Origin of the sequence: Pararoseomonas sp. SCSIO 73927, from assembly GCF_037040815.1 — a bacterium.
Classification (GTDB): Bacteria; Pseudomonadota; Alphaproteobacteria; order Acetobacterales; family Acetobacteraceae; genus Roseomonas.
Genome location: NZ_CP146232.1, coordinates 3121338 through 3147420 on the forward strand (window position 1 = coordinate 3121338; position 26083 = coordinate 3147420).

A 26083-nucleotide genomic window follows, 5' to 3' on the forward strand; every position below is an offset into this window, starting at 1 on the left:
CCTAAACCGGATCGATCGGCGGCTGCCCGCGCAACACCGCCGCCACGTTGTCCAGCGCCTTGAAGCCCATGGCGTCGCGCGTCTCCACCGTGGCGCTGGCGACGTGCGGCGTCAGGAACACGTTGGGCAGTTCCGCGAAGCGCAGGTCGAAGGCCGGCTCCTGCCGGAACACGTCCAGCCCGGCGGCGAAGAGGTGGCCGGACTTCAGCGCGTCGATCAGCGCGTCCTCGTCCACGAGCGACCCGCGCGCGGTGTTCACGAAGACGGCGCCGCGCGGCAGCAGGGCGAAGGTTTCCGCCGTCATCAGCGTGCCTGCCGAACCGCCGGGCAGGTGCAGCGACAGAATCTGACAGCGCGGCAGCATCGCCCGCAGGTCGGCCACGTACTCCGCGCCCATCTCCAGATCCGGCGCCAGGCGGCTGCGGTTGTTGTAGAGGATCTTCATCCCGAAGCCGCGCGCCCGCTGCGCCATGGCCCGGCCGATCCGCCCCATCCCGACGATGCCGAGCGTCTTGGCGCTGGGCTGGATGCCGAGGTTGTCCGGCATGCCGAAGGGCTTGCGCCAGCCCGCGCGCATGATCGCCTCGTACTCGTGCCCGCGCCGGCAGGCGTTGAGCAGGAGCATGAAGGCGAGGTCGGCCGTGCAGTCCGTCAGCACGTCCGGCGTGTTCGTCACGATGACGCCCGCGGCCTTCACCGCGGCCGCATCCATGTGGTCGTAGCCGACGCTGGTGTTGGCGACGATCTTCAGGCCGGGGGGAAGGGCGGCGGCGTGGGTCGCGTTGATCTTGGCGGAGCCGCCGATCACCAGCGCGGCGAGGCCCTTCTCCGCCGCGATGCCGATCGCCTCCTCGGCCGACATGTCGTGCTCGGCGACGAGCGCGCCGAACTCACGCCGCGCACGGTCTGCCACCGCTGGCGGCACGCGCCGCGCCACCAGCACGCCGCCCGGAATCTGCTCCGTCGTGTTCGCCGTCACGCATCGTCTCCATCGGTCTCGCGGCCTCCAGCCCAGCGCCGGGGAAGGCAACCGAGAGGGAACGCAGGGTGTGGGCGCGCATCAGCGCCTCCGCCTCTTCCGCCGCGCCCGCCTCGATCCGGTTCAGGATCGCGGCGTGCTCCGCCTCGGCCAGCGCCCGTTCCGTCGAGCTGGCCAGCACGCGGCCGCGGCTCATCACGTGGTAGGCGCGCAGCGCGCGCAGGGTGCGGATCAGCAGGGCGTTGCCGGTGATGGCGTGCAGGGTGCCGTGGAAGGCCTCGTTCGCCTCCTGCAGCCCCTCGGGATCGTCCGCGGCGGTGGCGGCGCTGATCGCCTCCATCCGGTCGCGCAGGGCGGCCAGATCCTCCGGCGTCGCGCCGCGGGCAACGAGCCCGGCGGCCACGCCCTCCATCGAGGCGCGGATCAGGCCCATCTCCAGCAGCCGGTCCTCGTCGAGGGCGGCGACGAAGGTGCCGCTGCGCGGGCGGCTCTCCACCAGCCCCTCGCCCTCCAGCCGCCGCAACGCCTCCCGGATCGGCTGGGCGGAGATGGCGAGGGCGGCGGCGAGGCTGCGCTCGGATAGCTTGCGGCCCGGCGGCAGGGTGCCGTCCACGATCGCCTCGCAGAGCCGCTCATAGGCGCGCTCGGCGAGGGACGGGGCATCGTCGGCGACGAGCGGCTGCAGCGGGTGGGGCACGCGCGACGCTATGGCAGTTCAGCAGAATCCCGCAAGGGCGCCGAACTGTTTGGTTCAGGTGGCCTCGCTCAGGCGGGGGTGGGCAGGCGCATCCATTCCGGCACCGCCGGGCGCAGCACGGCCTCCCCGCAGCCCAGCGCATCGGCCCGGGCCGCCTCCAGCCGCAGCAGCGCCAGGCCGCGCCCGTCCCGGCCGGAGCGCATGTCGCCCACCACGGCGCCGTCCAGCGTCACCGGCGCGTTGCGCGGGGGAAGCGGGCCCTGCACCTGCACCGGCACCAGCCGGCGCTTGAGCAGGCCTCGGTAGCGGGTGCGGGCCGTCAGCTCCTGGCCCATGTAGCAGCCCTTCTCCCAGGCGATGCCGCCCAGCTCGTCGAAGCCGGCCTCCAGCAGCACGGTCTTGTCGCGGTCCAGGTCCCGCACGCCGTCGGGCAGGCCAAGCTCCAGGCGGTGGCGGTCATAGGCGGCCGGATCGCCCTCCAGCGCCGTGCCGTAAATCCGCCAGCCCGCCGCCTCTACTCGCGGGTCGCGGCGGGCGGTGGCGGCCATGGGCGGCTCATCCGCCCAGACGGCGCCGACGGGCACCCCCTCCGAGAGGTCGGAGAGAATGACCTTGGACCGCAGCCGGAACCGGGAGAGGCGCTCCACCACCATCGCCGCGTCCGCGCGCGGCAGGTCCAGCAGGATCGCGTCCTCCGCGATCCCCGGCGCCTCGAACACCAGGAAGTCGCTGATCCACTTGCCCTGGGGGGAGAGCAGGGCGGCCCAGCGCATCCCCGTGCCCAGCCCCGTCACGTCGTTGGAGACGAGGCCCTGGAGGAAGGTCTCCCGGTCGGGGCCGGAGACGGCGACGAGGCCGCGGTCGGGAAGGGGGGTGGCTGGCATGGGGGTGAGATCGGGCGCGCCTGCCCGCGCTGCAACCCGTGCCCGTTCCCGTGCCCACCCCCGCGCCCACCCCCGCGCATGGTCCATCCTGCCCGACGGCGTGCTACAAGGGCCGCGCCCATGCGGATCCTCTTCGTCACCTCCACGCGGATCGGCGACGCCGTCCTCTCCACCGGCCTGCTGGACCACCTGATCCGCACCCATCCCGGCGCGCGGATCACGGTGGCCTGCGGCCCGGTGGCGGAGGGCGTCTTCGCCCGCATGCCGGGGCGCGAGCGCACCATCGTGGTCACGAAGCGGGCGCTGTCGCTGCACTGGATCGACCTCTGGGCGCAGGTGGCCGGCACCTTCTGGGACCTGGTGGTGGACCTGCGCGGATCGGCGCTGGGCTACCTGGTCCCGGCACGGCGGCGGGTGGTGATGCGCGGCGGGCGGCGTCCCGGCCACCGCATCGGCCATATCGCGGGCGTGCTCCGGCTGGACCCGCCGCCCCGCCCGGTGGCCTGGTTCGCGGAGGAGGATTCCGCGCGGGCCGCCGCGCTGCTGGGCGATGACCGGCCGATCCTCGCCCTCGGCCCCACCGCCAACTGGGCGGGCAAGGTCTGGCCGGCGGAGCGCTTCGTGGCCCTGGCCGGGGCGCTGATCGCGCCCGGCGGCCCGCTGGCGGGCGCGCGCCCCGTTCTGCTGGGCGGGCCGGGTGAGGCGGAGCGGGCCATGGCGGCCCCGGTGGTGCGGGCGCTTCCCGGCGCGCTGGACCTGATCGGCGGGCTCTCCCTGCCGGAGGCGGCGGCGCTGCTGGCGCGGGCGAGCCTGTTCGTGGGCAATGATTCCGGGCTGATGCACCTCTCCGCCGCGGCGGGTACGCCGACGCTCGGCCTCTTCGGCCCCACCCCCGCTTCCGAGTACGGCCCGGTGGGCCGCGCCGCGCGGGCGGTGCTGGCGCCGGACGGGCGGATGGAGGGGCTCTCCGTCGACATGGCGAGGGAGGCCGCGACGGCCCTGCTGCCCTCGCCCGCCACGGTCTAAGGTCCGGGGCCAAGGATCGCCGGGAGCGCAGCATGAGCCGAATTTCCGCCCTCATCGTCGCGCGCAACGAGGCGGAGCGGCTGCCCGGCCTCCTCGCCAGCCTGGAACCGGCGGACGAGATCGTGGTGGTGCTGGACCGCAGCACGGATGCCAGCCTCGCCATCGCCTGGAAGCGCGCCCACCGCGTGATCGAGGGCGCCTGGGCGACAGAGGGGGAGCGGCGCAACGCCGGGCTGGCCGCCTGTACCGGCGATTGGGTTCTGGAGGTGGAGCCGGACGAGATCGTGCCGCCCGCCCTGTGGCCGGAGATCCGGCGCGTCGCGCAATCCTCCCCCCACGCCTGGCACCGGCTGCGGATCGACAACCACCTCGGCGACCGGCTGATCCGGCGGGGCTGGACCGGCCGGCTGGGCGCGGCGGAGAAGCCCGTCCTCTCCCGCCGGGGCGCCAAGCGCTGGCGGGAGAGGACGGAGGCAGAGGCCGAGTGGGAGGGGTCCGAGGGGCCGCCGATCCTGGCCGCCGGCCTGCACCGGGTGGTGGACACGGACGTCTCCGGCCTGCTGCGCCGGCTGGACCGGGAGACGGATGCGGAGGCGGCCGACCGCTTGGCCGCCGGGCGTCCGGGCACGCTGCCGGGCGCGCTGGTGGGCGCCGTTCGGGGCTCCTTCGGCTCCTTCTTCCGGCATGGCGGCTGGCGCGAAGGGGGGTGGGGCGTGCTGCTGGCCGTCCTCGCGGGGATGGTGCCCGTGCTGTCCCACCTCAAGGCGCGGCTGGAGCCGGAACGGCACAGGAACGAGGACGCTTGATCCTCCTCCTCACCCAGAACTTCCCGCCCGATCCCGGCGGCATCGAGACGCTGATGGGCGGGATGGCCCGCGCCCTGGCGGAGGGCGGGCGGGAGGTGCTGGTGCTGGCCGACCACATCCGCGGCCGAGGGTTGCCGGAGCCGGGATGGTCGCCGGGGCTGGAGCTGCGCCGCTACGGCGGGCCGCGCCCGCTGCGTCGGCTGGTGAAGGCGCTGGCCGCCCGCCGCGCCCTCGCCCGCCGGCCGGTGGAGGTGGTGATTGCCGATAGCTGGAAGAGCCTGGAAGCCCTGCCGCGCCCGCGGGTCCCGACCCTCGTCCTGGCGCACGGCATGGAGTTCCCGCGCGATCCCTCCGCCCGCAAGCGGGGGCGGATCGAGCGGGCGCTGGCGAAGGCGGACGCGGTGGCCGCCAACTCGGCCTTCACCGCCGGGCTGGCGCGGCCCTTCCTGCCGGGCAGGGCGCCGTCCCTCTCCGTGGTGCTGCCGCCGATCGAGACGCAGCCGGAGGCGGGCGATGCCGATCGGGCGGCGGTGGCGCGCCTGCGCGGGGAGGGGCCGCTGATCCTCTCCCTGGCCCGGCTGGAGCCGCGCAAGGGCGTGGACATGGTGATCCGCGCCATCCCCGCCCTGGCGGCGCGGCACCCCGGGCTGCGCCACGCCGTGGCGGGCGGGGGAGGGGACCTGCCCCGGCTGCGCGCGCTGGCGGCGGAGCTGGGCGTGTCGGATCGGGTGCGCTTCCTCGGCCGGGTGGAGGACGGGATGAAAGCGGCGCTCCTCGCGGGGGCCGACCTCTTCGCCATGCCGGTGCGGCGGGAGGGGAATTCGGTGGAGGGCTTCGGCCTCGTCTACCTGGAGGCCGCCTGGCACGGGCTGCCCGCCCTGGCCGGGCAGGAGGGCGGCGCGGCGGAGGCGGTGGCGGAGGGGGAGACCGGGCTGGTCTGCGACGGCGCCGACGCGGCCTCCGTGGAAGCGGCCCTGGCCCGGCTGCTGGAGGACGCGGCCCTGCGCCGCCGGATGGGCGAGGCGGCGGCGCGGCGCGCTCGGGCCGAGTTCACCTGGGCGGCGGCGCTGCCGCGCTATCTCGCCCTGCAGAAAGACGCAGCGCGGTGAGGGCCAGGGCGGCGACGAGCAGCAGCCCGATCCACCACTCCTGCCAGATGCCGTAGCTGAGCATCCCCACCGTGGCGGCGGCGGCCAGCACGCCCGCACCCGCCGGGCCCGCCAGGGCGGCGGCGGCGCCCAGCCCGAGCATCAGCAGCGCGACGAGCGCCGCGCCCACCCCGCCCAGCTCCAGCCAGACCTGGATCGGGGCGTTGTGGGTGTGCAGCGGCAGGCGCTGCGCCTCGCGCCGTCCGAACCAGGCCTGCGAGAAGGGGGAGGTGAGGCCGTAGCGCTCCAGGATCGTGGCGTCGAAGCGGTCCTGCCCGCCGGGGATGGTCCGGGCCGCCTCCCCGCCCCAGCCGAGGACGGGGCGCTCCGCGATGCGGGACAGGGCGAAGTCCCAGATGAGGATGCGGTGCGCGGCGGAGGGCTGCATCGTCTCCAGCGAGGGCAGGCGCGGCAGCAGCGCGCCGGTGATCAAGGGGGCGGCCAGGAAGCCGACGGCCAGCGCTGCGCCGATCGCGCGGGCGGTCCAGGCCCCGATCCAAGCCGCTGTCCCGGCCGCCAGAAGCCCCGCCACGATGGCGATCTTCGCGGACTCCGCCGGCAGCAGGAAGGCGGTGACCAGCCCGCCCAGCACCAGCGCTGCCCGCGCGGCGCGGGGGATGCCGCGCAGGAACGGGATGACGGGCAGCAGCACCGCGATCGTGGAGACGGCGGGCTTCAAGCTGAAGGAGAGGGTCCCCGGCGCGTCCCGCATCCCGCGCAGGGCCGCCCGCAGCGCGCCACCGAGGGCGTGGTCGATGAGGGCGAGGAGGATGGCGAGGCCCAGGCCCAGGGCCAGGCGGTGCAGGATCGCCTCCGCCTCCTCCGGCGTGGCGGTGGACACGGCGCCGCAGGCGAGGGCGCCGAGCAGGATGAACCCGCCCATCACCAGGGCGGTGGTGGCAGCGAGCGCCGGCGCGGGCGCCCAGGCCGCGGAGACGAGGCACCAGAGGAGCGGGAGCAGGGCGAGAAGGGCGGTGCGCCCCGGCCGGGGCAACCGGCCGCCCGCGCGAAGGTGCCCGGCGACGACCGCCACGAGGCCGATGGTGGCGGCCAGGGCGATTCCCCGGAACTGCCCTAAGGCGACGAGCGGCACCGCCAGGAGCAGGATCCCTGCGGGCAGGGCCGCCCCCGGCGGGATGCTGGCTCGGGAGATGGGCATTCTCTGGGGCGGTTTCCGGGCGGAGGGTGCGGCGGGGGATGGACCAGTCCGGGCAGGGGCGCAAGCGGCTGGGGAACCTTCCGGGCCGGCCCGCGCAAGGGCGAGGCCGGCCCGGTATCGGCGGGGGCCGGGGGGCGGCACCTGCCGCGCCGGTGGGGGGATGCGCCCCGCCGGCGGATCGGAACAACTATCGTCGCCCGTCAGAGGCGGGGATGGGTCGAGGCGCCCCACCCCTGCCGGGAGAGGCGCCGCGGGGGACTCCCGGCCCATCCGTCCAGGGGCCGCTCCCGGGTAAGCACTCGAGTATTGAGAATGACTATCAATAACAAAAAATGCAAGCCTCTCTCGCGGGTGTGCCGCGGCCGTTCCTCTGGTAGATCGAGTGGTAGATCGGGGCGGACCCGAGAGGGACGAGGAGATCCTGCCGATGCGCTTGGCCCGACGCGCGCTGCTGGGGGGACTGGCCCTCGGACCGCTGCTCCCCCGCCCCGCCTTCCCGCAGCGCGCCGAGGAGGCCGCCCTGACCCCCGTTCTCCTCGTGCACGGCAACGGCGACCACGCGGCGCTTTGGATGACCACCCTCTGGCGCTTCGAGAGCAATGGCTGGCCGCGGGCGAGGCTGCGCGCGCTGGACTTCACCGACCCGCTGGCGCGCGACGACGACGCGGTGCCGCAGCCGCTGCGCTCCTCCTCCGACGAGGCGCGGAGCGAGCTGGCGGAGGAGGTGGCGGCCTTGCGCGGGCGCACGGGCGCGGCGCGGGTGGCGCTGGTGGGCAATTCCCGCGGCGGATACCCCATCCGCAACCACGTGGCGCTGCACGGGGGCGGGGCCGAGGTGTCGCACGCCGTCACCTGCGGCACGCCGAACAACGGGATCTGGGACTGGGACGCGAACGCCAACCGCGAGTTCAGCGCCCGCTCCGCCCTGCTGCGCCGGCTGAACGCGGGGGAGTCCCAGGTGGTGCCGGGCACGGCCTTCCTCACCATCCGGTCCGACAGCAACGACCTCTACGCCCAGCCGGACGGCCGCTACCTCGGCCGGCCCGGCACGCCGACGGGGGTGGGTTACGACAGCCCGGAGCTGCGCGGGGCCACCAACATCGTGCTGCCGGGGGTGGACCACCGGGAGACGGCCTACTCCGCCCGCGCCTTCCGCGAGATCTTCCGCTTCATCGCCGGGCGGGAGCCGGAGCGGCTGGACGTGGTGCCGGAGGAGCGGGTGGTGCTGAACGGCCGCGTCACCGGCACGCCGGGCGGGGTGCAGACCAACCGCCCTGTCGCCGGCGCGATGGTGGAGGTGTTCCGCGTGCACCCCGGCTCGGGTGAGCGCATGGGCGGGCCGATCCACGCGAAGATGACGGGGGCGGACGGGCTCTGGGGGCCGCTGACGGTCGGGCCGAACTGGCTGCTGGAATTCGTGGTGGCCGCGCCGGACCACCCGATCACCCATTCCTACCGCAACCCCTTCCCCCGCTCCTCGGACGTGGTCCATCTGCGCCCGGCCGCACCGCCCGCGGCGGCGGATCGCGGTGCGGCGGCGCTGCTGCGCTTCACCCGCCCGCGCGGCTATTTCGGCATCCCGCGCGATGTCGTGCTGCTGGACGGCAAGGAACCGGCGGAGGTGCCGCGCGGCGTGGCGGCCGGCGCCACCGCCACCGCGCGCCTGCCGGCGGAGCGGATCGGCACGCCGGTGGTCGGGCTGTTCAACGAGGAGCGCGTCGTCGCCCGCGCATGGCCGCTGGCGGAGAACCGGATCACGGTGGCCGAGCTGACCTGGTAGGGCCGTCAGCCCGGGCCGGCCTGGCGGTGCGCCTCGGCGCGGGCGAGGATGGCCCGGCGCGCCTCGGCGCGCGCCCGGATAGCCCTGCGGGCGGCGGCATCGGCGCCCGGCCAGGCGACGATCTCCCCGATGGCGCGGCCGCAGCCCAGGCAGACCTCCGCCGCGTCCAGCCGGCACAGGCCGGTGCAGGGGGAGGGGACGGCGTCGCCCTCCCGGGTCATCCCAGCGCTCAGGGGGAGGGGGTGTCCGCGCGGCGGTCCAGCCCCCGGGCCAGGGCGCGCGACAGGGGCGGGCCGACCAGCACCACCACCAGCATCCGCATGGTCTGCAGCGCCATGACGAAGGACATGTCGGCGCCGCTGGCCGCGCCGATCACGGCCACGGAATCGATCCCGCCCGGGCTCATCGCGAGATAGGCCGTCAGCGGGTCCAGCCCGAGGATCCTCGCCAGGCCGAGGGACATGGCGCCGCAGAGCGCGATGAGCACCACGACCGAGAGCAGGATCTTCGGCAGCACCCGCGCCGCCTGGGCCAGGGCGGGCCGGGTGAAGCCGAGCCCGATCTGGCAGCCGATGGCCCCGAACCCGATGGCGGTGAACCATTGCGGCAGCTGCAGCTCCAGCAGCCCCATGGAATGCAGCGCCGAGCCGACGATCAACGGCAGGAGGATAGGCCCGGCCGGGACCCGCAGGACCTTGCCGAGCCAGGCGCCGCCCAGCGCCAGGACCAGGGCGTTGGCGAAGGGCATGGGCTCGATGACTGGGAACCACGGGGCGGGCGGTGGGGGCGCCACGGCCAGCCAGTGGGCGATGACGGCCGCGCTGGCCACCACGCAGGCCACGCGCGTGTACTGCATCAGCGCGACCATCCGCACATCCGCCCCGAAGGCCTCCGCCATCACCACCATGGCGGAGGCACCGCCGGGCGCGCTCCCCCAGATGGCGGTGGTGCCGGGCAGCACGCGCCAGAAGCTCATCAGCCAGCCCAGCACGCTGCTGGCGGCGAGGGTGGCGAGCACCGCCAGCAGGATCAGCGGCCAGTCGTCCAGGAAGGAGTGCAGGATGCCCGGGGTGACGATCGTGGCGATCAGCGCCCCCACCATGCCCTGCGCCCCGAGGTAGAGCGGCCTGGGCAGGCGGAGGGTGGCGCCGGAGACGCTGACGAGGATGCCCGCCAGCATCGGCCCCATCAGGGCCGATCCGGGCAGGCCGGCCTCGTGGAAGCCGAGGGAGAGCAGGGCGGCCCCGGCGACGAGGAGGGCCCACTGGGCCGGGCGGGGCAGCCGCGCGATGCCATGTCCCATGCCGGTGCCCGTCTGCTGCATCGCGGCAACCTAACAGGCGGGGAAGGGGCCGTCATGGCCGCCCCACCCCACTTCGCCCCGCCCGGTGGGCCCTCCCCCAGGGACGGGGCCTGAGCTATCACCGGAGCATCCCGAACGGAGGCCGGTGGCGCGATGGCGAGCTATGACCTGATCCTGCGCGGCGGCACGCTGGTGCTGCCCTGGGGCGAGACGGTGGCCGATGTCGCCGTGCGGGCGGGGAAGATCGTGACCATCGGCGACCTCCGCACCGACGGGGCGGCCGAGGTCATCGACTGCGCCGGGCTGCACGTGCTGCCCGGGCTGATCGACCCACATGTCCACCTGCGCGACCCCGGCGACCCGAAGGTGGAGACCATGGGCACGGGCACGAAGGGCGCCGTGCTGGGCGGGCTGACGGCGGTGTTCGACATGCCGAACACCCAGCCCTCCATCACCGATCGCGAACAACTGGACTGGAAGCGCGGGCATATCCGCGAGACGGCGTACTGCGATGTCGGCATGTACATCGGCGGGGCGCGCAGCAACGTGGGCGAGCTCGGCGCGCTGGAGCGGGAGCCGAACGTCTGCGCCATCAAGGTCTTCGCGGGCTCCTCCACCGGCGACCTGATGATCGAGGACGACGAGACGCTGGAGCGGGTGATGCGCAACGGCGGCCGCCGCATCGCCTACCACTCCGAGGACGAGTACCGGCTGCAGCAGAGGAAGCCGATGTTCGCGGCCGGCGGCCCCCACCGGCTCCACATGGAGTGGCGCGACGTGGAGTGCGCCTTCCTCGGGACGCGCCGCCTGATGGCGCTGGCGCGGAAGACGAACCGCCCCGCCCACATCCTGCACGTCTCCACCGCGGAAGAGCTGGAGTACATGAAGGACTTCCGCGACGTGGGCACGGTGGAGGTGCTGCTGAACCACCTGACCCAGTGGGCGCCGGACGCCTACGAGGCGCTGGGCGGCTACGCCGTGATGAACCCGCCCATCCGCGACAAGCGCCACTACGACGCCGCCTGGGCGGCGGTGGCGGACGGCACCGTGGACACGGTGGGCAGCGACCACGCGCCGCACAGCAGGGAGGCGAAGGAGCGGCCCTGGCCCGCCACCGCCGCGGGGCTGACGGGCGTGCAGACGATCGTGCCGCTGATGCTGAACCACGTGTCGGAGGGGCGGCTCTCACTCTCGCGCCTGGCGGACCTGATGTCGGCGGGGCCGGCGCGGGTCTATGGCGCCATCGGCAAGGGGCGCCTGGCCGCGGGCTACGACGCGGACTTCACCGTGGTGGACATGGGCAGGTCCCGCACGATCGAGCCCGACTGGCTGACCGCCCCCTGCGGCTGGAGCCCCTTCGCGGGCGCCCGCTGCCAGGGCTGGCCCGTGATGACGGTGATCCGTGGCCGCGCCGTGATGCGGGAAGATGAGGTGATCGGCGCGCCCTCCGGCGAGCCCGTGCGTTTCGGAGGGACGCGCGTGGAATAGGGCGGGTCAGCCCCGACCCGCACTCCGGCGGGGCCGCCAGCCCGGCCCCGGTGGCCGATCAGGCCGGCACGATCGCCAGCGCCACGTCGCCCCCGGTGAAGGAGAGGGCGAGGCGCAGCCCCGCGCCGTCCGCCGTCGCCTCCATGCGCCCGGCCTCCTCACCGGCCCGGGTGTCGAAGAGCACCACGCGGTAGCGGCCGGGCGCGAGGCCGGGCATCCGCAGCCGGGCCTCGACGGTGCCGGCAGAGGCCACGAAGCGCCGCCCCTCCAGCGCCTCGCCCAGCTCCTGCCGCAGCAGCCACACCACCGCCTGCGAGGCATCGCCGCAGCCGAAGGCGTGCACCGCGCCCGCCTCCACCGCGATCTCGTCGTTCAGGTTGCGGCGGAGGAAGCGCGGCCAGTCGATCAGCGGCAGGAAGCGCGAGAGCGCGGCCTGGGCACCGCGCATCCCCGGCGTCAGCTCGTGCGGGGAACGGTTCGGCCAGCGCATCCCGCCGCCCGCGCCGCCGGAGGCGAGGTGCGCCCATTGAATGTGGCGGAAGTACTCGTCGTCATAGGCCGCGGGCAGGGTGATGCCGTGGTCCTTGAAGGTGTGGATCGGCCCGTGCTCGGAGTCGAAGAAGGGGCGGAGGTCGTTGATCTCCGCCAGCGCCTCCCGCGTCAGCCGCCCCGCGCTCACGGCGGGGGCCACCGTGTCCATCGGGTCGTCGATCGTGCCTTCCTCGTAGAAGTGGCTGTTGGCGAAATCGAGGAGCGGGTGGCGGAAGATCGGCTCCACGATCCAGGGCTTCCAGATCAGCTCCGGCCCGAAGACGGAGACGCATTGCAGGTGCGCCCGCCCGTGCAGCCGGATCTCCAGCTCCCGCAGGAAGGGGCTCACGTCGTCGATGAGGTTCGGGAAGGCGTCCGGCCGGTTGTCGCCCTGGGCCGGGTGCATCTCGTTCCACAGGTCCCAGGCGAAGAGGACGCCGCTGCCGCCCCAGCGCCCGGTGGCGAAGGCCAGGCGCGCCTTCAGCAGCGCGCGCGTCTCCGGGCAGACCATGAGCTGCGAACGGTCCGCGCAGGGCCCGCCATGGGCACGGTTCCAGGGATGGCTGTCGAAGCGGATCCAGGTGAAGAAGGTGTCCATCGGCGTGAGCAGGATGTAGAGCCCGACCCGCTCGCACAGGGCGAAAAGGTCGTCCCATAACTCCACCATGGCCGGGACGAAGGTCCCGGCCGGGCGCTCGAAGTAGTGCTCCTCGCCCTCCGCGTACTCCAGCATCAGCCGCAGGCAGGTGACGCCGCTCGCCCGCAACCCGCGCAGGTGCCGCTCCACCCCCGGCAGGTCGCGGCGGCCGAGCAGGCCGGACAGCTCGGGCCAGGAGATCGCGTCGTTCTGGCCGATCGGCGTCCAGGGCTCGCCGGCGGCGGTGACGAAGTAGGGGGCGCCCGGCGCGCGCTCGATCCAGGGCAGACCGCCCGTCATCGTGGAAGCGGGGCGGGGCAGTGCGCTGGTGGACATGGCCGGCAATAGGCCGCAGCGGCCCGTTGCCGTCCAGGGGGGCTTCAGCGGGCGGCTCAGGCCGCCGCTTGCAGGTGCCGCGCGAAGGCGTCGCGGATGGCGGCCATGGCCTGGGCGGCGTTCTCCGCGTGGCGGCGGGCCGCCTTCTCGCTCGGATCCACCTCGTCCACCGCCTCGGCCGCGGCCTCCGCCGCCTCGCCGAAGCCGTCGCGCAGCTCCTCCAGCCAGTTCCGCACGTCCTCGGCCTCGCCGGAGGCGCGCAGGTCGTCCACCACCGCGTCCACCTCCCGCGCCATGCGGTCCGGGCTCGCGCCGCGCTGGAGCACGGTGGAGAGGCGGGTGAAGGCGGCGCGCGTGGGCGAGGGGGCGCGCCGGGGCGCCGCGGCGGGCGATCGGGCCATGGGGGGCTCTCTTCGATTCGGGACGGGGGTTCGGGAAGGGGCGGCAGCCTGCCGCGCGGACCGGGAAAATGGGGATGGAACGCCCGAAAACCAAGCTTCAAGGGCCTGAACGGGCGGGCTTTTCGCGCTCAGATCAGCCGCTCCGGCCAGGGTTCGGGTGGCGGGCCTGGCCTCGCATCCCCCACGCCCCGGGGGGGCGGGTCGCCGGGAACGGGGCCTGACCAGCAATCCACCGCCCCGAGGCTGCGGGTGCAGCGAGGCTGCTCCATCGTCACCGCCTCCGGCCGGCAGTAGCGCTCCCCGGCGTCGAGATAGGCGATGGAGCAGTCCCGCCCGGAGACGCCGGAGACCACGAGGTCCGGCACCGCGCGCCCGGTGAGCATCAGGGAGACCCCGTTCACGGCGGCGATCGGCACCACCGCCTCGCACCCCGGCAGAACTGCGAGGAGCAGGGGGAGCAGGAGGAGCAGGGCGAGAGGAGGGGCGGGGCGCGGCATGGCCCCATGAGACACGCGCCGGGCTTAACGCCCCGTGACGCGCCCGCTATACCCCGGCCCCGATTGCCTGTTGGCCGAGGCCGGACCGCCAGGGCCCTGAGGGGGCCCACCAGGGAACCAGGGCCCCTTGAGGGACCCGCCAGGGAAAAGGAACCCGCGTGCCCGATATCTTCGACGAGGTGCAGGAGGATCTGCGCGCCGAGCGCGCCCGGCAGCTCGGCATGCGCTACGGCGGCGCCTTCGCGGCGCTGGCGCTGCTGGTGGTGGTCGGCGTCGGCGGCTGGCAGGGCTGGCGCTGGTACCAGGGGCGCGAATCCGAGGCCGCGTCCAACGCCTTCCTCGTCGTTCACCGCGAGACGGAGGCCCCGGGCGCCGACCTGAAGGCAGCGGCCGGCCGGTTCGATTCCATTGCGGCCCAGGCGCCGGGGGGCTACCGCACGCTCGCCCGGCTCCGCGCCGCCGCGCTGAAGTCCGAGACGGGCGACCTGCCAGGGGCGATGGCCGAGTGGGACGCCGTGGCTGGCGACAGCGCCGCGGACCCGCTCTACCGCGACCTGGCGAGCCTGAACTGGGTGCTGCACGGGATGGACACGCAGGACCCCGCCACCCTCGCCTCCCGCATCGCGCCGCTGGCCGGTGAGTCCAGCCCCTGGCGCGCCTCCGCGCGGGAATTGCAGGCGCTGGTCGCCATCCGCCAGGGCAACGCGGCGGAGGCCCGGCGCATCCTGCAGGGGCTGGCGGCCGACACCACGGCGCCCCAGGCCCTGCGCGAGCGCGCGGGCCGCGTGATGGCGCAGCTACCGAGCGCGTGATAGGACCAGAGACGCGATGACCTCTCCCTCCCGCCGCGCCTTCCTCCTGGGTGGCGCCGCCCTCGCCCTCTCGGGCTGCGAGACGATCGACAGCATCTTCGGCGAGTCCAAGAAGCCGCTTCCGGGCGAGCGCCGGCCGCTGATCGAGGCGGACCGCGACGTCTCGGTGGACCCGGCCCTGGCCGGGCAGCCCGTGACCCTGCCGGCCCCGGCCGCCCTGGCGGAATGGCCCCAGGCCGGCGGCAACCTGGCGCATGACCCCGGCCACGTCCTGGTCGGGGAAGGCCTGCGCGAGGCGTGGCGCGCCAGCGTCGGCACCGGCTCCTCCTACCGCCGCCGCATCACCACCGGGCCGATCCTGGCCAACGGCACCATCTTCGCCGCGGACGCCTTCGGCACCGTCTCGGCCTTCGATGCCGGCTCGGGCGGCCGGCGCTGGACGCGGGAGACCGTGCCGGAGAAGGACGACACGGGCGCCGTGGGCGCCGGCCTCGCCTTCAGCGACGGCACGCTCTACGTCGCCACCGGAATGGCCGAGGTGCTGGCCATGAACCCGGCCAGTGGGGAGATCCGCTGGCGCGCCTCCGTCCCCGCGCCGACGCGGGGCGGGATCAGCGTCTCGGCCAACCGCATCTTCGTGCCGACGGTGGAGAACCAGCTCCTTGCCCTCTCCACCGAGGATGGCCGCACCCTCTGGACCTATCGCGGCACGCAGGTGGGCGCCCTGCCGCTAGGCCTTCCCGCCCCCGCGGTGGAGGGCGAGACGGTGGTGGCCGGCTTCCCCTCCGGCGAGCTGGCCGGGCTGCGCGTCAGCGACGGCCGGGTGGTCTGGACCGAGAGCCTCGCCGCCAGCGGCCCGGACGGGCGGGCCGGCACGCTGGGCGAGCTCTCCGGCATCTCCGGGCTGCCGGTGATCACCGATGGCCGCGTGATCGCCACGGGCCAGGCCGGCAACACGCTGATGGTCGACATCCGCGCCGGTCGCCGCCTGTGGGAGCGCGACGTGGGCAGCGGCCGCTCCCCCGCCGTGGCCGGGGAGTGGATCTTCCTCGTCACGCCCGAGAACCAGCTGGTCGCCATGGGCCGGACCGACGGGCGCGTGCGCTGGCTGTCCGCGCTGGACGAGCGCTCCGCCCGCGATCGCCGGCGCAACCCGGCCAGCTTCGGCGGGCCCCTGGTGGCCGGCGGGCGAATCCTCGTCCCCTCCTCACTGGGCGAGCTGCTGCTGGTCGATCCGGCGGACGGCAAGGTCGCCGGCCGCGTCCGCCTGCCCGGCGGCACCTCCCTGCCCATGATCGCGGTGGGCGGGATGATCTACCTCGTCACGGATGACGGGGCGCTGGTGGCGCTGCGCGGGGCATGATCCTGCGCTGACAGGCTGGCCCGGGAGAGGAGGAAGGAATTCTTCCGCTCCCCGGACCCCTCACCATCATTTTCTTCTTCCAGGCTTTGCAGTCATTCGGCTGGCGCTGCGCCTCGGGTCGATGACCCGAGGCGACTGCCAGGGCAGGATCGAAACCGAGCGCAGAGCCTGACATATCAGGTCAGCGCCGCGGCAACCCGAGCGCGGGGTCCGGGGTGGCCGTCGCCACCCCGGCGGGGGTTCTAGGGGGCGACGCTCCCTGGTCCCGGACCCACCAGAACACGGGGCCGGTCGAACGCCGAGCTTGACCCCTGCGCCCGGGCGGTGCTCTTGCGCCCCATGCTTCCCCGTATCGCCGTGATGGGCCGCCCCAATGTGGGCAAGTCCACCCTGTTCAACCGCCTCGCCGGGCGGCGCATCGCCATCGTGGACGACACGCCCGGCGTCACCCGAGACCGCAAGGAGACGGTGGCGCGCATCGCCGGGCGGGACGTGCTGCTGATCGACACCGCCGGGCTTGAGGAGGCGGCGCCGGACACCATTCCCGGCCGGATGCGCGCCTCATCCGAGGCGGCGCTGAAGGCGGCGGACCTCGTCCTTTTCGTGGTGGACGTGCGGGCCGGGCTGACGGCCGCGGACCGGTCCTTCGCCCAGTGGCTGCGCCGCCACAGCAAGCCCGTGCTGTTGCTGGCCAACAAGGCGGAGGGCCGGGAGGGCTCCGCCCGCGCGCTGGAGGCCTATGAGCTGGGCCTGGGCTCGCCCCTGCTGGTCTCGGCCGAGCACGGCGACGGCATGGGCGAGCTGCACGACGAGATCCGGGAGGCCCTGCCGCCGGAGCCGCCGGAGGAGGATGACGAGGACGAGGCGGACGAGAACCGGCCGCTGCGCCTGGCGATCGTCGGGCGCCCGAACGCCGGCAAGTCCACGCTGCTGAACGCCCTGCTGGGCGAGGAGCGGATGATCACTGGGCCGGAGCCGGGGCTGACCCGCGATTCCGTGGCGGTGCAGTGGACCGACGAGACGGGCAAGCCGGTGCGGCTGGTGGATACCGCCGGGCTGCGCCGCCGGGCGCGGATCACGCAGGCGCTGGAGCAGATGTCCACCGCCGCCACCATCGCCGCGCTGAAGGAGTGCGAGGTGGCGGTGCTGGTGATCGACGCCGTCCAGGGCATGGACGAGCAGGACCTGCGGATCGCCCGCCTGGCGGAGCGCGAGGGGCGCGGCGTGGTGATCGCCTTCAACAAGTGGGACGCGGTGGAGGACCGCAACGCGGCCCGCCGGCGGCTGGAGGACGTTCTGACCGCCTCCCTCGCGCAGCTGAAGGGCGTTCTCATCGTGCCGCTCTCGGCCGCCACGGGACGGGGGGTGGAGAACCTCATGCCCTCCGTGCGGGAGGCCTACGCGCTATGGAACAAGCGCGTGCCCACGGGGGCGCTGAACCGCTGGTTCGAGCACGCGCTGGAGCGCCACGCCCCGCCGCTGGTGGCGGGCAAGCGGCTGAAGCTGCGCTACGTCACCATGCCGAAGGCGCGGCCGCCGACGCTGGTGGTGTTCGGCACCCGGGCGGAGCAGATGCCCGAGGACTACCGCCGCTACCTCACCAACTCCTTCCGCGACGCCTTCGACATGCCGGGCGTGCCGATCCGCCTGAACACGCGGGGCACGGAGAACCCCTACGCGGACGACGCCGAGGGGTAAGGCGGCCGGGTGGCCTTCCCTTCCGGCAGCGGGCTAGCCTGCCTCCGCCCCCGGAAGGATTCGTCATGCCCCGACTGCGCTCCATGCTTCGATCGCTCCGGGGCAGTTCCTCGGCCGGGGAGCAGGCGCTGCTGCGCCGGATGGCGGAGATGGACAACGCGCTGACGAGGCGGGCCCTGGCGGCGGAGGAGAAGCTGGACCGGCTCTCCCGCCGGCTGGAGGAGGTCACCGCCTACTTCGCGCAGCGCACCCATCCCCTGCACCACACCCATGCCAACTACCTGGGCGACCACACGGCGCTGACCCTGCTGCAGGGACGGCACATGCTCTACGTGGACACGCGCGGCATCGACATCGCGCCGCACCTGATGGTCCACGGGGTCTGGGAGACGGGGTACACCGCGCTGTTCGAGCGGCTGGCGCGGCCAGGCGCCACCGTGCTCGACATCGGGGCGAATCTCGGCGTCTACGCCATCCTCGGCGGCGCCAGGGATGCCCGCGTGCACGCCTTCGAGCCGAATCCACGCCTCTGCGAGCTGCTGCGCCGCTCCATCTCCGTGAACGGCTTCGGGGAGCGCGTGACCCTGCACGAGATGGCCGTGGGGGACGAGGAGGGCGAGGTGCGGCTGGCCTACAACGACGACTGGCCGGGCGGCGGGCACCTGGTGCCGACGGGGTCGGCGGAGGCGGGCCGGCTCTGCCGCATCGCGGTGCTGGACCGGCTCTTCCCCGATCCCGGCTTCCGCCTGGACCTCGTGAAGATGGACGTGGAGGGGCATGAGGGTCACGCCCTGCGGGGGATGCGCGCGCTGCTCGCCCGCTCCCCGGAGGTGCGGATCATGATGGAGTTCGCCCCGGGCATGATGGCGGCCCAGGGTATGGGGCCGGCGGAGACGGTGGAACTGCTGTCCGGGCTGGGCTTCCAGTTCTGGAACATCGGATTCGATTCGAGCCTGACGCCGGTGGAGGCGGACGCGCTGGCGGGGGAGAGCGGGGCGGGGGTGCGGAACATCCTCGTCGCACGGCAGGCGCCCTGATGTGAGCTTCCCGACGCCGGGACGCCTCAGCCCGGGCGGGCTATGTTGAGGCCGCTGCTCGTCCCGACCCGGGTGAAGGCCACCTCGGCCTCTCCACGCCTCCAGAAGGCGCTGACGATGTCGCCGTGTTCCTCGATGGTATCCGGGGGGCCGAAGCGGTCGCGCAGAGCTTCCAGCAAGCCCGGCCGATCCGTGGCGAAGCTGCACGCCCTGTGGGGAGCGCGCCCCGATGCCACCCAGTAAGACAGCAGGCCGTCGCCTTCGCGCTCTGCACGACGCCAGCCGACGACCCGCACCGGGCCGCCATTGTGGCGCTCGAAGCCGGCGCGCCAGTCGCGGTCCTCGGGGGCGGCGGGCCAGCCGAGCCGCCCGCCCCTGTCCGCCGCCTCGTCGAGGGTGGTCGCCTCGCACACGTCGATGATCGCGGCGAAATCGGGACTGGCGGACATCGCCGGCGAGCCCTCCGCGGCGGGCGGCACCGCGCAAGCCAAGACGGCCAGGAGGGCGGTGGCGCGGGTGAGGAGGCCGGCCAGGCTCAGGCCGCCCGGATGGCCTGGCCGGGAAGGCAGAGCGCGGCGATGGCAGGGGCCACGTCGGCGGGCTGGGCGAGGCCGGCGGGATCCTCGCCCGGCATGGCGGTGGTGCGCAGGCGGGTCCTCACCGGGCCGGGGTCGTGCAGGACCACTCGCAGCGGGGTGGTGGCCACCTCCTGCTCCCAGGTCCGCACCAGGTGCTCCAGCCCCGCCTTCGTGGCGCCGTAGGCGCCCCAGTAGGGCCGGGGATGCCGCGCGCGGTCCGTGGTGAGGATCACGGCCCGCCCGGCGTCGGAGGCGCGGAGCGGCGGGTCCAGCGTGCGGATCAAGCGCCAGGCGGCGGTCATGTTCACCGCCACCACGTCGGCCCAGTCCTTCGGGGTGATGTGCGCCACGGGGGTCAGGGTGCCCAGCACCCCGGCCGCGTGGACGAGGATGTCCAGCCGCCCGAAGCGCTCCACGATCGAGGGGCCGAGCGGGTCCAGCTTCTCCGCGTCCTTCGCGAGGTCGAAGGGCAGGAGGGTGGCGCTGCCCCCGAGGGCGCGGATGGCGTCGTCCGTCTCCTCCAGCCCGCCCTGGCCGCGCGCGGTGAGCACGAGGTGGGCACCCAGCCGGGCCAGCTCGATCGCCGTCGCGGCGCCGATCCCGCGGGAGGCGCCGGTGACGAGGGCGACCCGCCCCTGCAGCGGCCCCTGGGGAGGCCCGCTCATACGCCGTTCAGCGCCAGCAGGGCCGGCTCGCGCTCCTTGTGGCCGACGAGGTCGGTGAGGGGGATCGCGTAGTCGCCGGTGAAGCAGGCGTCGCAGTAGCCGGGGTTCTTCGCGTCCCGCCCCGGGCGGCCCAGCGCCCGGTACAGGCCGTCCAGCGAGATGAAGGCGAGGCTGTCCACCCCGATGATGCGCGCCATCTCCTCCACCCCGTGGTTGGCGGCCATCAGCGCCTCCCGCTCCGGCGTGTCGATGCCGTAGAAGCAGGAATGCGTGGTGGGCGGGGAGGAGATGCGCATGTGCACCTCCGCCGCGCCGGCCTGGCGCATCATCTCCACGATCTTCTTGCTCGTGGTGCCGCGCACGATGGAATCATCCACCAGGATGATCCGCTTGCCCTCAATTGCGGCGCGGTTGGCGGAGTGCTTCAGCTTCACCCCGAGGTGGCGGATGTTGTCCGTCGGCTCGATGAAGGTGCGGCCGACATAGTGGTTGCGGATGATCCCCAGCTCGAAGGGGATGCCCGCCTCCTGTGCGTAGCCCATGGCGGCCGGCACGCCGGAATCGGGCACGGGGACGATCACGTCCGCCTCCACCCCGCTCTCCCGCGCCAGCTCCGCGCCGATGCGCTTGCGGGTCTCGTAGACGGGCGTGCCCTCCACCACGGAGTCCGGGCGGGCGAAGTAGATGTACTCGAAGATGCAGAAGCGGTTCGCCGTGCTGGCGAAGGGCTTCACGCTGCGCACGCCGGTGTCGTCAATCACCACGATCTCGCCGGGCTCCACGTCCCGCACGAACTCGGCGCCCACGATGTCCAGCGCGCAGGTCTCGCTCGCCAGCACCCAGGCGTTGTTCTGGTCCGCGCCCAGGCGGCCCAGCACCAGCGGGCGAACGCCGTTGGGGTCGCGCACGCCCATCATGGCGCCGTCGTGCAGCGCCACGAGGGAGTAGGCACCGTCCACCTGCTTCAGCGCGTCGATCAGCCGGTCCTGCACGGTCGCGTAGAGGGAGATGGCGATGAGGTGGACGAAGACCTCCGAATCCGTGGAGGACTGGAAGAGGCAGCCGCGGCGGACGAGCTGGCGCCGCAGCGCCAGCGCGTTGGTCAGGTTGCCGTTATGCGCCACGGCCAGCCCGCCGAAGGCGAAGTCCGCGTAGAGGGGCTGGACGTTGCGCAGCGCCGTCTCGCCGGCCGTGGCGTAGCGGTTGTGCCCCACGGCGGCGCGGCCGGGGAGGGAGGCGATGACGCGGGCATCCCCGAAGATGTCGCCCACCAGCCCGAGGCCCTTGTGGGTGCGGAACCCCTTCTCGCCATGGGTGACGATGCCTGACGCCTCCTGACCCCGGTGCTGGAGCGCGTGGAGGCCGAGCGCGGTAAGCGCCGCGGCGTCCGGGGCGTTCCAGACGCCGAAGACACCGCATTCCTCGTGGAAGGCGTCGTCGTCGGACTCGAACGGGTTCGTCGTAGTCTCGGTCATGGCGGTCAGATCCGGTTGCGCGCAGGGGGGCGCAACAGTTCCTCGGCGGTGGGTGCCCGGCCGCTGGGCGGATCGGGCAGGCGGGGGCGGTACTGGGCGGGCAGTTGCTCGTTCAACCAGGCCGCGCCGTCCGCGATGGCGGGCAGGAAACGGGATTGGCGGACCGGCTCGGGCCAGATGGAGGTATCGGGGACGAAGGCTCCCGTTGCGATATAGGCAACGAGGATCACGACTACACCCCGCCCGATGCCGAAGACGATGCCCAGCGCCTTGTCCACCCCGCCGATGATGGAGTTCCGCACCAGCCCGGCGATGAGGGCGATCAGGATCTTCAGGACGATGAGGGTGACGATGAAGACGGCGGCTAGCGCCACGACGTCCACCAGCCAGGGGGCGGCGGCCGTCCACTTCTCCGGGAAGACGCCGGTGAAGGCGTGGCGGGTGCCTTCCAGCATGTAGAAGGCGAAGAGGATGGCGCCGATCCAGGCGCCCACGCCCAGCACTTCGCGGATCAGGCCGCGCATGTAGCCGATGACGCCGGATATGGCGACCACGGCGAGGAAGACGGCGTCGACCCAGGTCATCGGGGGCGGGGTATAGCGGTGCTGCGGCGCGGCGTCACGGGGAAGGGGACCCGGGGCTCGCGGGGGAGGCATGTTGCAGTGCCATGACGGGGGCCATGGCGGCGCCCGCGGCGTCCCTCACTCCGCCTCGGCCGGCTCCTCCTCCTTCGCCTTCCTCGCGGCCGGCCTGCGGGTGGTGCCGGCGGCGAAGGGGGCCACGAGGTCGGCGAGGTGGCCGATCTCCGTCATCCGCAGCCCGTCCGGCGCCGAGAGCGCCCGGCCGCCGCGCGCCACGCGGCGGGGCAGGGTAGCGGCGGAGAAGCCGAGCTTCGCCGCCTCCCGCAGCCGCAGCTCCGTCTGGGACACCTGGCGGATTTCACCGGAGAGGCCGACCTCGCCGAAGAACACCGTGTCGGGCGGGCAGGGGCGGTCGGTCGCGGCGCTCAGCAGGGCGGCGGCCACGGCCAGGTCGGCCGCGGGCTCCTGGATTCGCAGCCCGCCGGCGACGTTCAGGTACACGTCGTTCATCCCCAGCGTCATGCGGCAGCGGCTCTCCAGCACCGCCAGCAGCATCGCCAGGCGGCCGGAGTCCCACCCCACCACCTGCCGCCGCGGGCTGCCGCCGGCGGAGGGGGAGAGGAGGGCCTGCACCTCCACCAGCACGGGCCGCGTGCCCTCCAGCCCGGCGAAGACGGCGGAGCCGGAGACGTTGCCCCGGCGCTCCGCGAGGAAGAGGGCGGAGGGGTTGGTTACCTCGGCCAGCCCGGTCTCCGTCATCTCGAAGACGCCGATCTCGTCCGTGGCGCCGAAGCGGTTCTTCGTGGCGCGCATGATGCGGAACTGGTGGCCGCGATCGCCTTCGAAGTAGAGGGTGGCGTCCACCATGTGCTCCAGCACGCGGGGGCCGGCCAGCGTCCCCTCCTTCGTGACGTGGCCGACGAGGACGAGGGCGAAGCCCTTGGACTTCGCGAGCCGCCCCAGCTCGGCGGCGCAGGCCCTGACCTGGGAGACGGTGCCGGGGGCGGAGTCCAGGCTGTCCAGCCAGACGGTCTGGATGGAGTCCATGATCACCAGCCCGGCGTCGCGCTCCTCCTCCAGGCTGGCGAGGATGTCGCGCAGCGAGGTGGCGGCGGCGAGGCCGAGCGGGGCGCCGGCGACGCCCAGCCGCAGGGCGCGGAGGCGCACCTGCTCGATCGCCTCCTCGCCCGAGACGTAGAGGGTGCGCCTGCCGGATTCGGCCACGCGGGCGGCGGCCTGGAGCAGGATGGTGGACTTGCCGATGCCGGGATCGCCGCCGACCAGCACGACCGAGCCCGGCACGAAGCCGCCGCCGAGCACCCGGTCCAGCTCCGCGATGCCCGTGCGGGTGCGGGGCGGGGGGGCGGCCTGGCCCTTCAGGGCCACGAACTCCACCTTGCGGCCACCGAGCGCGGCGGTCTTGGCCGGGCCGGGGGCGCGGGCCTCCACCACCTCCTCGGCCAGGGTGTTCCACTCCCCGCAGCCCTCGCACTTTCCCTGCCACTTCGGGTGGACGGTGCCGCAGGACTGGCAGACGAAGCGGTGGGTGGGTTTGGCCAAGGGATGCCCGATCAGGAACGAAACGTGGACATCCCGGGATGTAGCGCGGGGAGGGGGCGGTTAGAAGGGGCGGGCCCGCCTCGGGTCAGGCCGGCCCGGCGGGTTGGCTCGCCGAACCCCGCACCAGCCCCGCCCCCGGCGCGCGGAAGAGCGCAGCGGACGGGACAGGGCGGCCGAGGAGATAGCCCTGCACCCGCGGGCAGCCGCGGCTGCGCAGCATCTCCAGCTGCTGCTCGGTTTCCACCCCTTCCGCCACGACGCTCATGCCGAGGCTGCGGCTGAGGGCGAGCACCGCCTCCACGATCGCCGCCGACTCCACGTCCCGGCCCAGGCCGCGCACGAAGGACTGGTCGATCTTGATCTCGTCGAAGGGAAAGCGCCGGAGATAGCTGAGGGAGGAGTATCCCGTGCCGAAATCGTCGAGCGCGAGAGCGATGCCCATCTCCTTCAGGGCATGGAGGGTCGCCAGGGCGCGCTCGGTGTCGTCGATCAGAAGCCCCTCGGTCACCTCCATCTTCAGCCGGGTCGGCGGCAGGCCGGTGCGTTCCAGCGTCCGGCCAATGGCGGGTATCAGGTCGGGCTGCCGGAACTGGGCGGGGGAGATGTTCACGGCCACCCGGCAGGGAACCGGCCACCTCACCGCCTCGGCGCAGGCCGTCTCCAGCACCCAGCGGCCGAGCGGGAGGATGAGGCCGGATTCCTCGGCCACCGGCACGAACACGCCCGGGGAGACGGCGCCGCGCTGCGGGTGATTCCAGCGCAGAAGGGCCTCCGCCCCCACCATCTCCCGCGTGCGGGTGTCGAACTGGGGCTGGTAGGCCAGGTGCAGCTCGCCGCGCTCCATCGCCGTCCGCAGGTCGCGCTCCAGGGCGCGTCGCTCCATCAGGCGCTGCTCCAGGGCGGCCTCGAAGAAGCAGTGGGTGCCCGGGCCCTCGCGCTTCGCCCGGTAGAGGGCGGTGTCAGCGTTGCGGAGCAGCCGGGGGACGGTCCGGCCATCGGCGGGGAAGATCGCGGTGCCGACGCTGGTGCTGACCTGGAAGACCTGGCCCTCGATGCTGAACGGCGCGGAGAGGGCCTGGATGATCCGGCCCGCGAGGGCGGCGGCGTCCTCCGGTGCGTCGAGGTTGGCCTGCACGATGGCGAACTCGTCGGCGCCCAGCCGGGCGATGGTGTCCCCGCCGCGGACCAGCTCGCGCAGCCGCTCCGCCACCTGCAGCAGGAGCTTGTCGCCGCCGTCATGGCCCAGAAGGTCGTTCACCGTCTTGAAGCGGTCGAGGTCGAGGCAGAGCAGGGCGATGCCGTGGCCTTCCCGCATGGCGGTTTCCAGCGCCTGGTTCGCCCGGTCGGCCAGCAGGGTGCGGTTGGGCAGGCCGGTCAACCCGTCATGGTGCGCCAGGTAGCGGATCCGCTCCTCCGCCCGCTTGCGCTCGGTCGGGTCGCGCACGGCCACGGCATGGGCGGGCGGCAGATCCTTCCGGTCCGCCGCATCCGGCTCCTCGATGACGCGGGAGAGGATCTCGACGGCCATGCGGCGGCCGTTCCCGGTGGTCAGCTCCACCTCCAGCGCCGGGCCGGGGTCATCCACCGGAGAGGCGGCGTCGCGCAGACGCGCCGCGGCCTCCGCCGGGAGGATGCCCGCGATGTCCTGGCCGACCAGCGCTTCCGGCGGGCGCCCGAGGAGCCGCGCCAGGGGCTCGTTCACGTCCAGGATCTTGCCGCCGCGATGGATGAAAAGGCCGTCTGAGGTGTTGTTCACCAGCCGGCGCAGCCGGGCCGCATCGCGCGTGCCCTGGCCCCACAGCTTCTCCTCCAGCGCCACGCTGATGTGGCTGACGACCGCGACCGTGCCCACCACGGCGGCCACGGTGATGGCGAGGACCCGCTCGTCCACGCCGGCATGGGCCGCCCAGAGGCCGCCATGCGGCACGAGCGTCGTGCCGGCCATGCCGGTGAAGTGCAGGCCGATGATAGAGGCCGCCAGCAGGCCGCTGGCGAGCAGGCGCCGCGGCCGGTCGTCCAACCGGCAGGAGAGCCCCGCGGCGGCCAGCCCGCCCCCGATCAGGACGGAGATCACGACGTATACCGGGGAGAACTCGATGTGGCCCGGCAGGAGGATGGCGCTGAGGCCCATGTAGTGCATGGCGCCCACGGTGAGCCCGAGCACCGCGCCGGCCACCAGGGCGCGCATCTCCGCTGAACGGTTCCTGGACTGCCCGATGCCGGGGATCTGCCCGATCTGGAAGGCAAGGGCCGCGCCGACGACCGCGACGAGGGCGGAGAGGGCGGTGAGGCCCGGCGCGTAGCTGATGGGGATGCCGGGCTGGAGGGCGAGCATGGCGATGAAGTGCGTGGCCCAGACGCCGGAGCCGTAGACGACGCCCGCGCCGATGTTCCAGAGCTTGCGATGCGCCGGCTTCACCGACCCGGCCCGCCGGACGAGGTTGGTGCAGACGAAGCACGCCATGAAGCACACCGCGGCTGCCAGGACGAGCAGCGCCGGGTTGTGGTCGTACTGAAGGCAACCCAGGGCGTGCAGCATCGGCTCTCTTGCCCATTCTCCTGAGAGTGCAACGGCGGAGAGGCTTATACAACCGCAGATTGCATGATTAAAATTCGCAAAGGCGTGTCCACGGCGGGGAAGC

24 protein-coding genes are annotated in these 26083 nt (G+C 73.8%); 9 read left to right on the forward strand and 15 right to left on the reverse strand.

Translation table 11 applies throughout. From position 1 onward, the window contains the following. Position 1: 1 nt before the first annotated feature. The 3 genes from VQH23_RS14520 to VQH23_RS14530 form a co-directional block, all read right to left on the reverse strand. Complete coding sequence (locus VQH23_RS14520) at positions 2 to 979, reverse strand: D-glycerate dehydrogenase (protein WP_338661452.1); 978 nt, start codon at positions 977 to 979, stop codon at positions 2 to 4. Beyond that, positions 891 to 1676, reverse strand: a complete 786-nt coding sequence (locus tag VQH23_RS14525; protein WP_338661453.1) for a GntR family transcriptional regulator — start codon at positions 1674 to 1676, stop codon at positions 891 to 893. Before VQH23_RS14525 ends, VQH23_RS14520 begins: the two co-directional genes overlap by 89 nt. A gap of 68 nt (positions 1677 to 1744) precedes the next feature. Further along, complete coding sequence (locus tag VQH23_RS14530) at positions 1745 to 2560, reverse strand: folate-binding protein (RefSeq protein ID WP_338661454.1); 816 nt, start codon at positions 2558 to 2560, stop codon at positions 1745 to 1747. Between the two features lie 120 nt (positions 2561 to 2680). On the opposite strand from VQH23_RS14530, the gene VQH23_RS14535 reads away from it, so the two are divergent. From VQH23_RS14535 to VQH23_RS14545, 3 genes are read left to right on the forward strand one after another with little or no spacing between them, the layout of a single operon-like run. Then, complete coding sequence (locus VQH23_RS14535; protein ID WP_338661455.1) at positions 2681 to 3586, forward strand: glycosyltransferase family 9 protein; 906 nt, start codon at positions 2681 to 2683, stop codon at positions 3584 to 3586. A gap of 32 nt (positions 3587 to 3618) precedes the next feature. Further along, complete coding sequence (locus tag VQH23_RS14540; protein ID WP_338661456.1) at positions 3619 to 4392, forward strand: glycosyltransferase; 774 nt, start codon at positions 3619 to 3621, stop codon at positions 4390 to 4392. Then, positions 4389 to 5501 (forward strand): glycosyltransferase family 4 protein, encoded by a 1113-nt coding sequence (locus VQH23_RS14545; protein WP_338661457.1) that lies wholly within the window; start codon positions 4389 to 4391, stop codon positions 5499 to 5501. Before VQH23_RS14540 ends, VQH23_RS14545 begins: the two co-directional genes overlap by 4 nt. On the opposite strand, the gene VQH23_RS14550 is transcribed toward VQH23_RS14545, so the two are convergent. Continuing rightward, the gene (locus VQH23_RS14550; protein ID WP_338661458.1) at positions 5443 to 6699 is read right to left on the reverse strand and encodes an O-antigen ligase family protein; all 1257 of its coding nucleotides are present in this window, start codon (positions 6697 to 6699) and stop codon (positions 5443 to 5445) included. The two genes, VQH23_RS14545 and VQH23_RS14550, sit on opposite strands and share 59 nt — an antisense overlap. Positions 6700 to 7126: 427 nt before the next feature. Between VQH23_RS14550 and VQH23_RS14555 the strand changes: the two genes are divergently transcribed. Then, positions 7127 to 8479 carry a hydrolase gene (locus VQH23_RS14555; protein WP_338661459.1) on the forward strand — a complete coding sequence of 451 codons (1353 nt, stop codon included), beginning with the start codon at positions 7127 to 7129 and terminating at the stop codon, positions 8477 to 8479. 5 nt (positions 8480 to 8484) lie between these two features. Here VQH23_RS14555 and VQH23_RS14560 read toward each other — a convergent pair whose 3' ends face one another. Both VQH23_RS14560 and VQH23_RS14565 read right to left on the reverse strand, forming a co-directional pair. Further along, entirely contained in the window at positions 8485 to 8700 is a 216-nt protein-coding gene (locus VQH23_RS14560) for a DUF1289 domain-containing protein (protein ID WP_338661460.1), read from the reverse strand. Positions 8701 to 8708: 8 nt separating this feature from the next. Continuing rightward, on the reverse strand, positions 8709 to 9803 hold the full coding sequence (locus VQH23_RS14565) for an AbrB family transcriptional regulator (RefSeq protein ID WP_338661461.1): 1095 nt from the start codon (positions 9801 to 9803) through the stop codon (positions 8709 to 8711). A gap of 132 nt (positions 9804 to 9935) precedes the next feature. On the opposite strand from VQH23_RS14565, the gene VQH23_RS14570 reads away from it, so the two are divergent. Next, a complete protein-coding gene (locus VQH23_RS14570) occupies positions 9936 to 11270 on the forward strand; it encodes a dihydroorotase (RefSeq protein ID WP_338661462.1) in 1335 nt (444 codons plus the stop codon). A gap of 58 nt (positions 11271 to 11328) precedes the next feature. Here the strand turns inward: VQH23_RS14570 and VQH23_RS14575 are convergent, their stop codons facing one another. The 3 genes from VQH23_RS14575 to VQH23_RS14585 form a co-directional block, all read right to left on the reverse strand. Continuing rightward, on the reverse strand, positions 11329 to 12774 hold the full coding sequence (locus tag VQH23_RS14575; protein ID WP_338661463.1) for a hypothetical protein: 1446 nt from the start codon (positions 12772 to 12774) through the stop codon (positions 11329 to 11331). A gap of 56 nt (positions 12775 to 12830) precedes the next feature. After that, positions 12831 to 13175 (reverse strand): hypothetical protein, encoded by a 345-nt coding sequence (locus tag VQH23_RS14580; RefSeq protein WP_338661464.1) that lies wholly within the window; start codon positions 13173 to 13175, stop codon positions 12831 to 12833. 128 nt (positions 13176 to 13303) lie between these two features. Next, positions 13304 to 13672 (reverse strand): hypothetical protein, encoded by a 369-nt coding sequence (locus VQH23_RS14585; RefSeq protein WP_338661465.1) that lies wholly within the window; start codon positions 13670 to 13672, stop codon positions 13304 to 13306. A gap of 158 nt (positions 13673 to 13830) precedes the next feature. Here VQH23_RS14585 and VQH23_RS14590 point away from each other — a divergent pair, with 158 nt between their 5' ends. From VQH23_RS14590 to VQH23_RS14605, 4 genes are all read left to right on the forward strand, one after another. After that, positions 13831 to 14484: a tetratricopeptide repeat protein gene (locus VQH23_RS14590; protein ID WP_338661466.1), complete on the forward strand. Its 654-nt coding sequence runs from the start codon at positions 13831 to 13833 to the stop codon at positions 14482 to 14484. A gap of 16 nt (positions 14485 to 14500) precedes the next feature. After that, on the forward strand, positions 14501 to 15847 hold the full coding sequence (locus tag VQH23_RS14595; protein WP_338661467.1) for a PQQ-binding-like beta-propeller repeat protein: 1347 nt from the start codon (positions 14501 to 14503) through the stop codon (positions 15845 to 15847). A 339-nt stretch (positions 15848 to 16186) separates the two neighbouring features. Continuing rightward, positions 16187 to 17545: a ribosome biogenesis GTPase Der gene (gene der, locus VQH23_RS14600; RefSeq protein ID WP_338661468.1), complete on the forward strand. Its 1359-nt coding sequence runs from the start codon at positions 16187 to 16189 to the stop codon at positions 17543 to 17545. 65 nt (positions 17546 to 17610) lie between these two features. Beyond that, entirely contained in the window at positions 17611 to 18582 is a 972-nt protein-coding gene (locus tag VQH23_RS14605) for an FkbM family methyltransferase (protein ID WP_338661469.1), read from the forward strand. 26 nt (positions 18583 to 18608) lie between these two features. Here the strand turns inward: VQH23_RS14605 and VQH23_RS14610 are convergent, their stop codons facing one another. The 6 genes from VQH23_RS14610 to VQH23_RS14635 form a co-directional block, all read right to left on the reverse strand. After that, positions 18609 to 19031, reverse strand: a complete 423-nt coding sequence (locus VQH23_RS14610; RefSeq protein WP_338661470.1) for a hypothetical protein — start codon at positions 19029 to 19031, stop codon at positions 18609 to 18611. 86 nt (positions 19032 to 19117) lie between these two features. Further along, on the reverse strand, positions 19118 to 19825 hold the full coding sequence (locus VQH23_RS14615) for an SDR family NAD(P)-dependent oxidoreductase (RefSeq protein WP_338661471.1): 708 nt from the start codon (positions 19823 to 19825) through the stop codon (positions 19118 to 19120). After that, entirely contained in the window at positions 19822 to 21300 is a 1479-nt protein-coding gene (gene purF / locus VQH23_RS14620; protein ID WP_338661472.1) for an amidophosphoribosyltransferase, read from the reverse strand. Before purF ends, VQH23_RS14615 begins: the two co-directional genes overlap by 4 nt. Positions 21301 to 21305: 5 nt before the next feature. Then, positions 21306 to 21884, reverse strand: a complete 579-nt coding sequence (locus VQH23_RS14625) for a CvpA family protein (protein ID WP_338661473.1) — start codon at positions 21882 to 21884, stop codon at positions 21306 to 21308. A gap of 117 nt (positions 21885 to 22001) precedes the next feature. Continuing rightward, positions 22002 to 23441 carry a DNA repair protein RadA gene (radA, locus tag VQH23_RS14630; RefSeq protein ID WP_338661474.1) on the reverse strand — a complete coding sequence of 480 codons (1440 nt, stop codon included), beginning with the start codon at positions 23439 to 23441 and terminating at the stop codon, positions 22002 to 22004. Positions 23442 to 23526: 85 nt separating this feature from the next. Beyond that, positions 23527 to 25980 (reverse strand): EAL domain-containing protein, encoded by a 2454-nt coding sequence (locus VQH23_RS14635; protein WP_338661475.1) that lies wholly within the window; start codon positions 25978 to 25980, stop codon positions 23527 to 23529. Positions 25981 to 26083: the final 103 nt, after the last annotated feature.

Coding starts and splice junctions, on each gene's coding strand:
- VQH23_RS14530 (WP_338661454.1), bottom strand. CDS start 2,560: ATGCCAGCCACCCCCCTTCCCGACCGCGGCCTCGTCGCCGTCTCCGGC.
- VQH23_RS14535 (WP_338661455.1), top strand. CDS start 2,681: ATGCGGATCCTCTTCGTCACCTCCACGCGGATCGGCGACGCCGTCCTC.
- VQH23_RS14540 (WP_338661456.1), top strand. CDS start 3,619: ATGAGCCGAATTTCCGCCCTCATCGTCGCGCGCAACGAGGCGGAGCGG.
- VQH23_RS14550 (WP_338661458.1), bottom strand. CDS start 6,699: ATGCCCATCTCCCGAGCCAGCATCCCGCCGGGGGCGGCCCTGCCCGCA.
- VQH23_RS14555 (WP_338661459.1), top strand. CDS start 7,127: ATGCGCTTGGCCCGACGCGCGCTGCTGGGGGGACTGGCCCTCGGACCG.
- VQH23_RS14560 (WP_338661460.1), bottom strand. CDS start 8,700: ATGACCCGGGAGGGCGACGCCGTCCCCTCCCCCTGCACCGGCCTGTGC.
- VQH23_RS14565 (WP_338661461.1), bottom strand. CDS start 9,803: ATGCAGCAGACGGGCACCGGCATGGGACATGGCATCGCGCGGCTGCCC.
- VQH23_RS14570 (WP_338661462.1), top strand. CDS start 9,936: ATGGCGAGCTATGACCTGATCCTGCGCGGCGGCACGCTGGTGCTGCCC.
- VQH23_RS14575 (WP_338661463.1), bottom strand. CDS start 12,774: ATGTCCACCAGCGCACTGCCCCGCCCCGCTTCCACGATGACGGGCGGT.
- VQH23_RS14580 (WP_338661464.1), bottom strand. CDS start 13,175: ATGGCCCGATCGCCCGCCGCGGCGCCCCGGCGCGCCCCCTCGCCCACG.
- VQH23_RS14585 (WP_338661465.1), bottom strand. CDS start 13,672: ATGCCGCGCCCCGCCCCTCCTCTCGCCCTGCTCCTCCTGCTCCCCCTG.
- VQH23_RS14595 (WP_338661467.1), top strand. CDS start 14,501: ATGACCTCTCCCTCCCGCCGCGCCTTCCTCCTGGGTGGCGCCGCCCTC.
- der (WP_338661468.1), top strand. CDS start 16,187: ATGCTTCCCCGTATCGCCGTGATGGGCCGCCCCAATGTGGGCAAGTCC.
- VQH23_RS14605 (WP_338661469.1), top strand. CDS start 17,611: ATGCCCCGACTGCGCTCCATGCTTCGATCGCTCCGGGGCAGTTCCTCG.
- VQH23_RS14610 (WP_338661470.1), bottom strand. CDS start 19,031: ATGTCCGCCAGTCCCGATTTCGCCGCGATCATCGACGTGTGCGAGGCG.
- VQH23_RS14615 (WP_338661471.1), bottom strand. CDS start 19,825: ATGAGCGGGCCTCCCCAGGGGCCGCTGCAGGGGCGGGTCGCCCTCGTC.
- purF (WP_338661472.1), bottom strand. CDS start 21,300: ATGACCGAGACTACGACGAACCCGTTCGAGTCCGACGACGACGCCTTC.
- VQH23_RS14625 (WP_338661473.1), bottom strand. CDS start 21,884: ATGACCTGGGTCGACGCCGTCTTCCTCGCCGTGGTCGCCATATCCGGC.
- VQH23_RS14635 (WP_338661475.1), bottom strand. CDS start 25,980: ATGCTGCACGCCCTGGGTTGCCTTCAGTACGACCACAACCCGGCGCTG.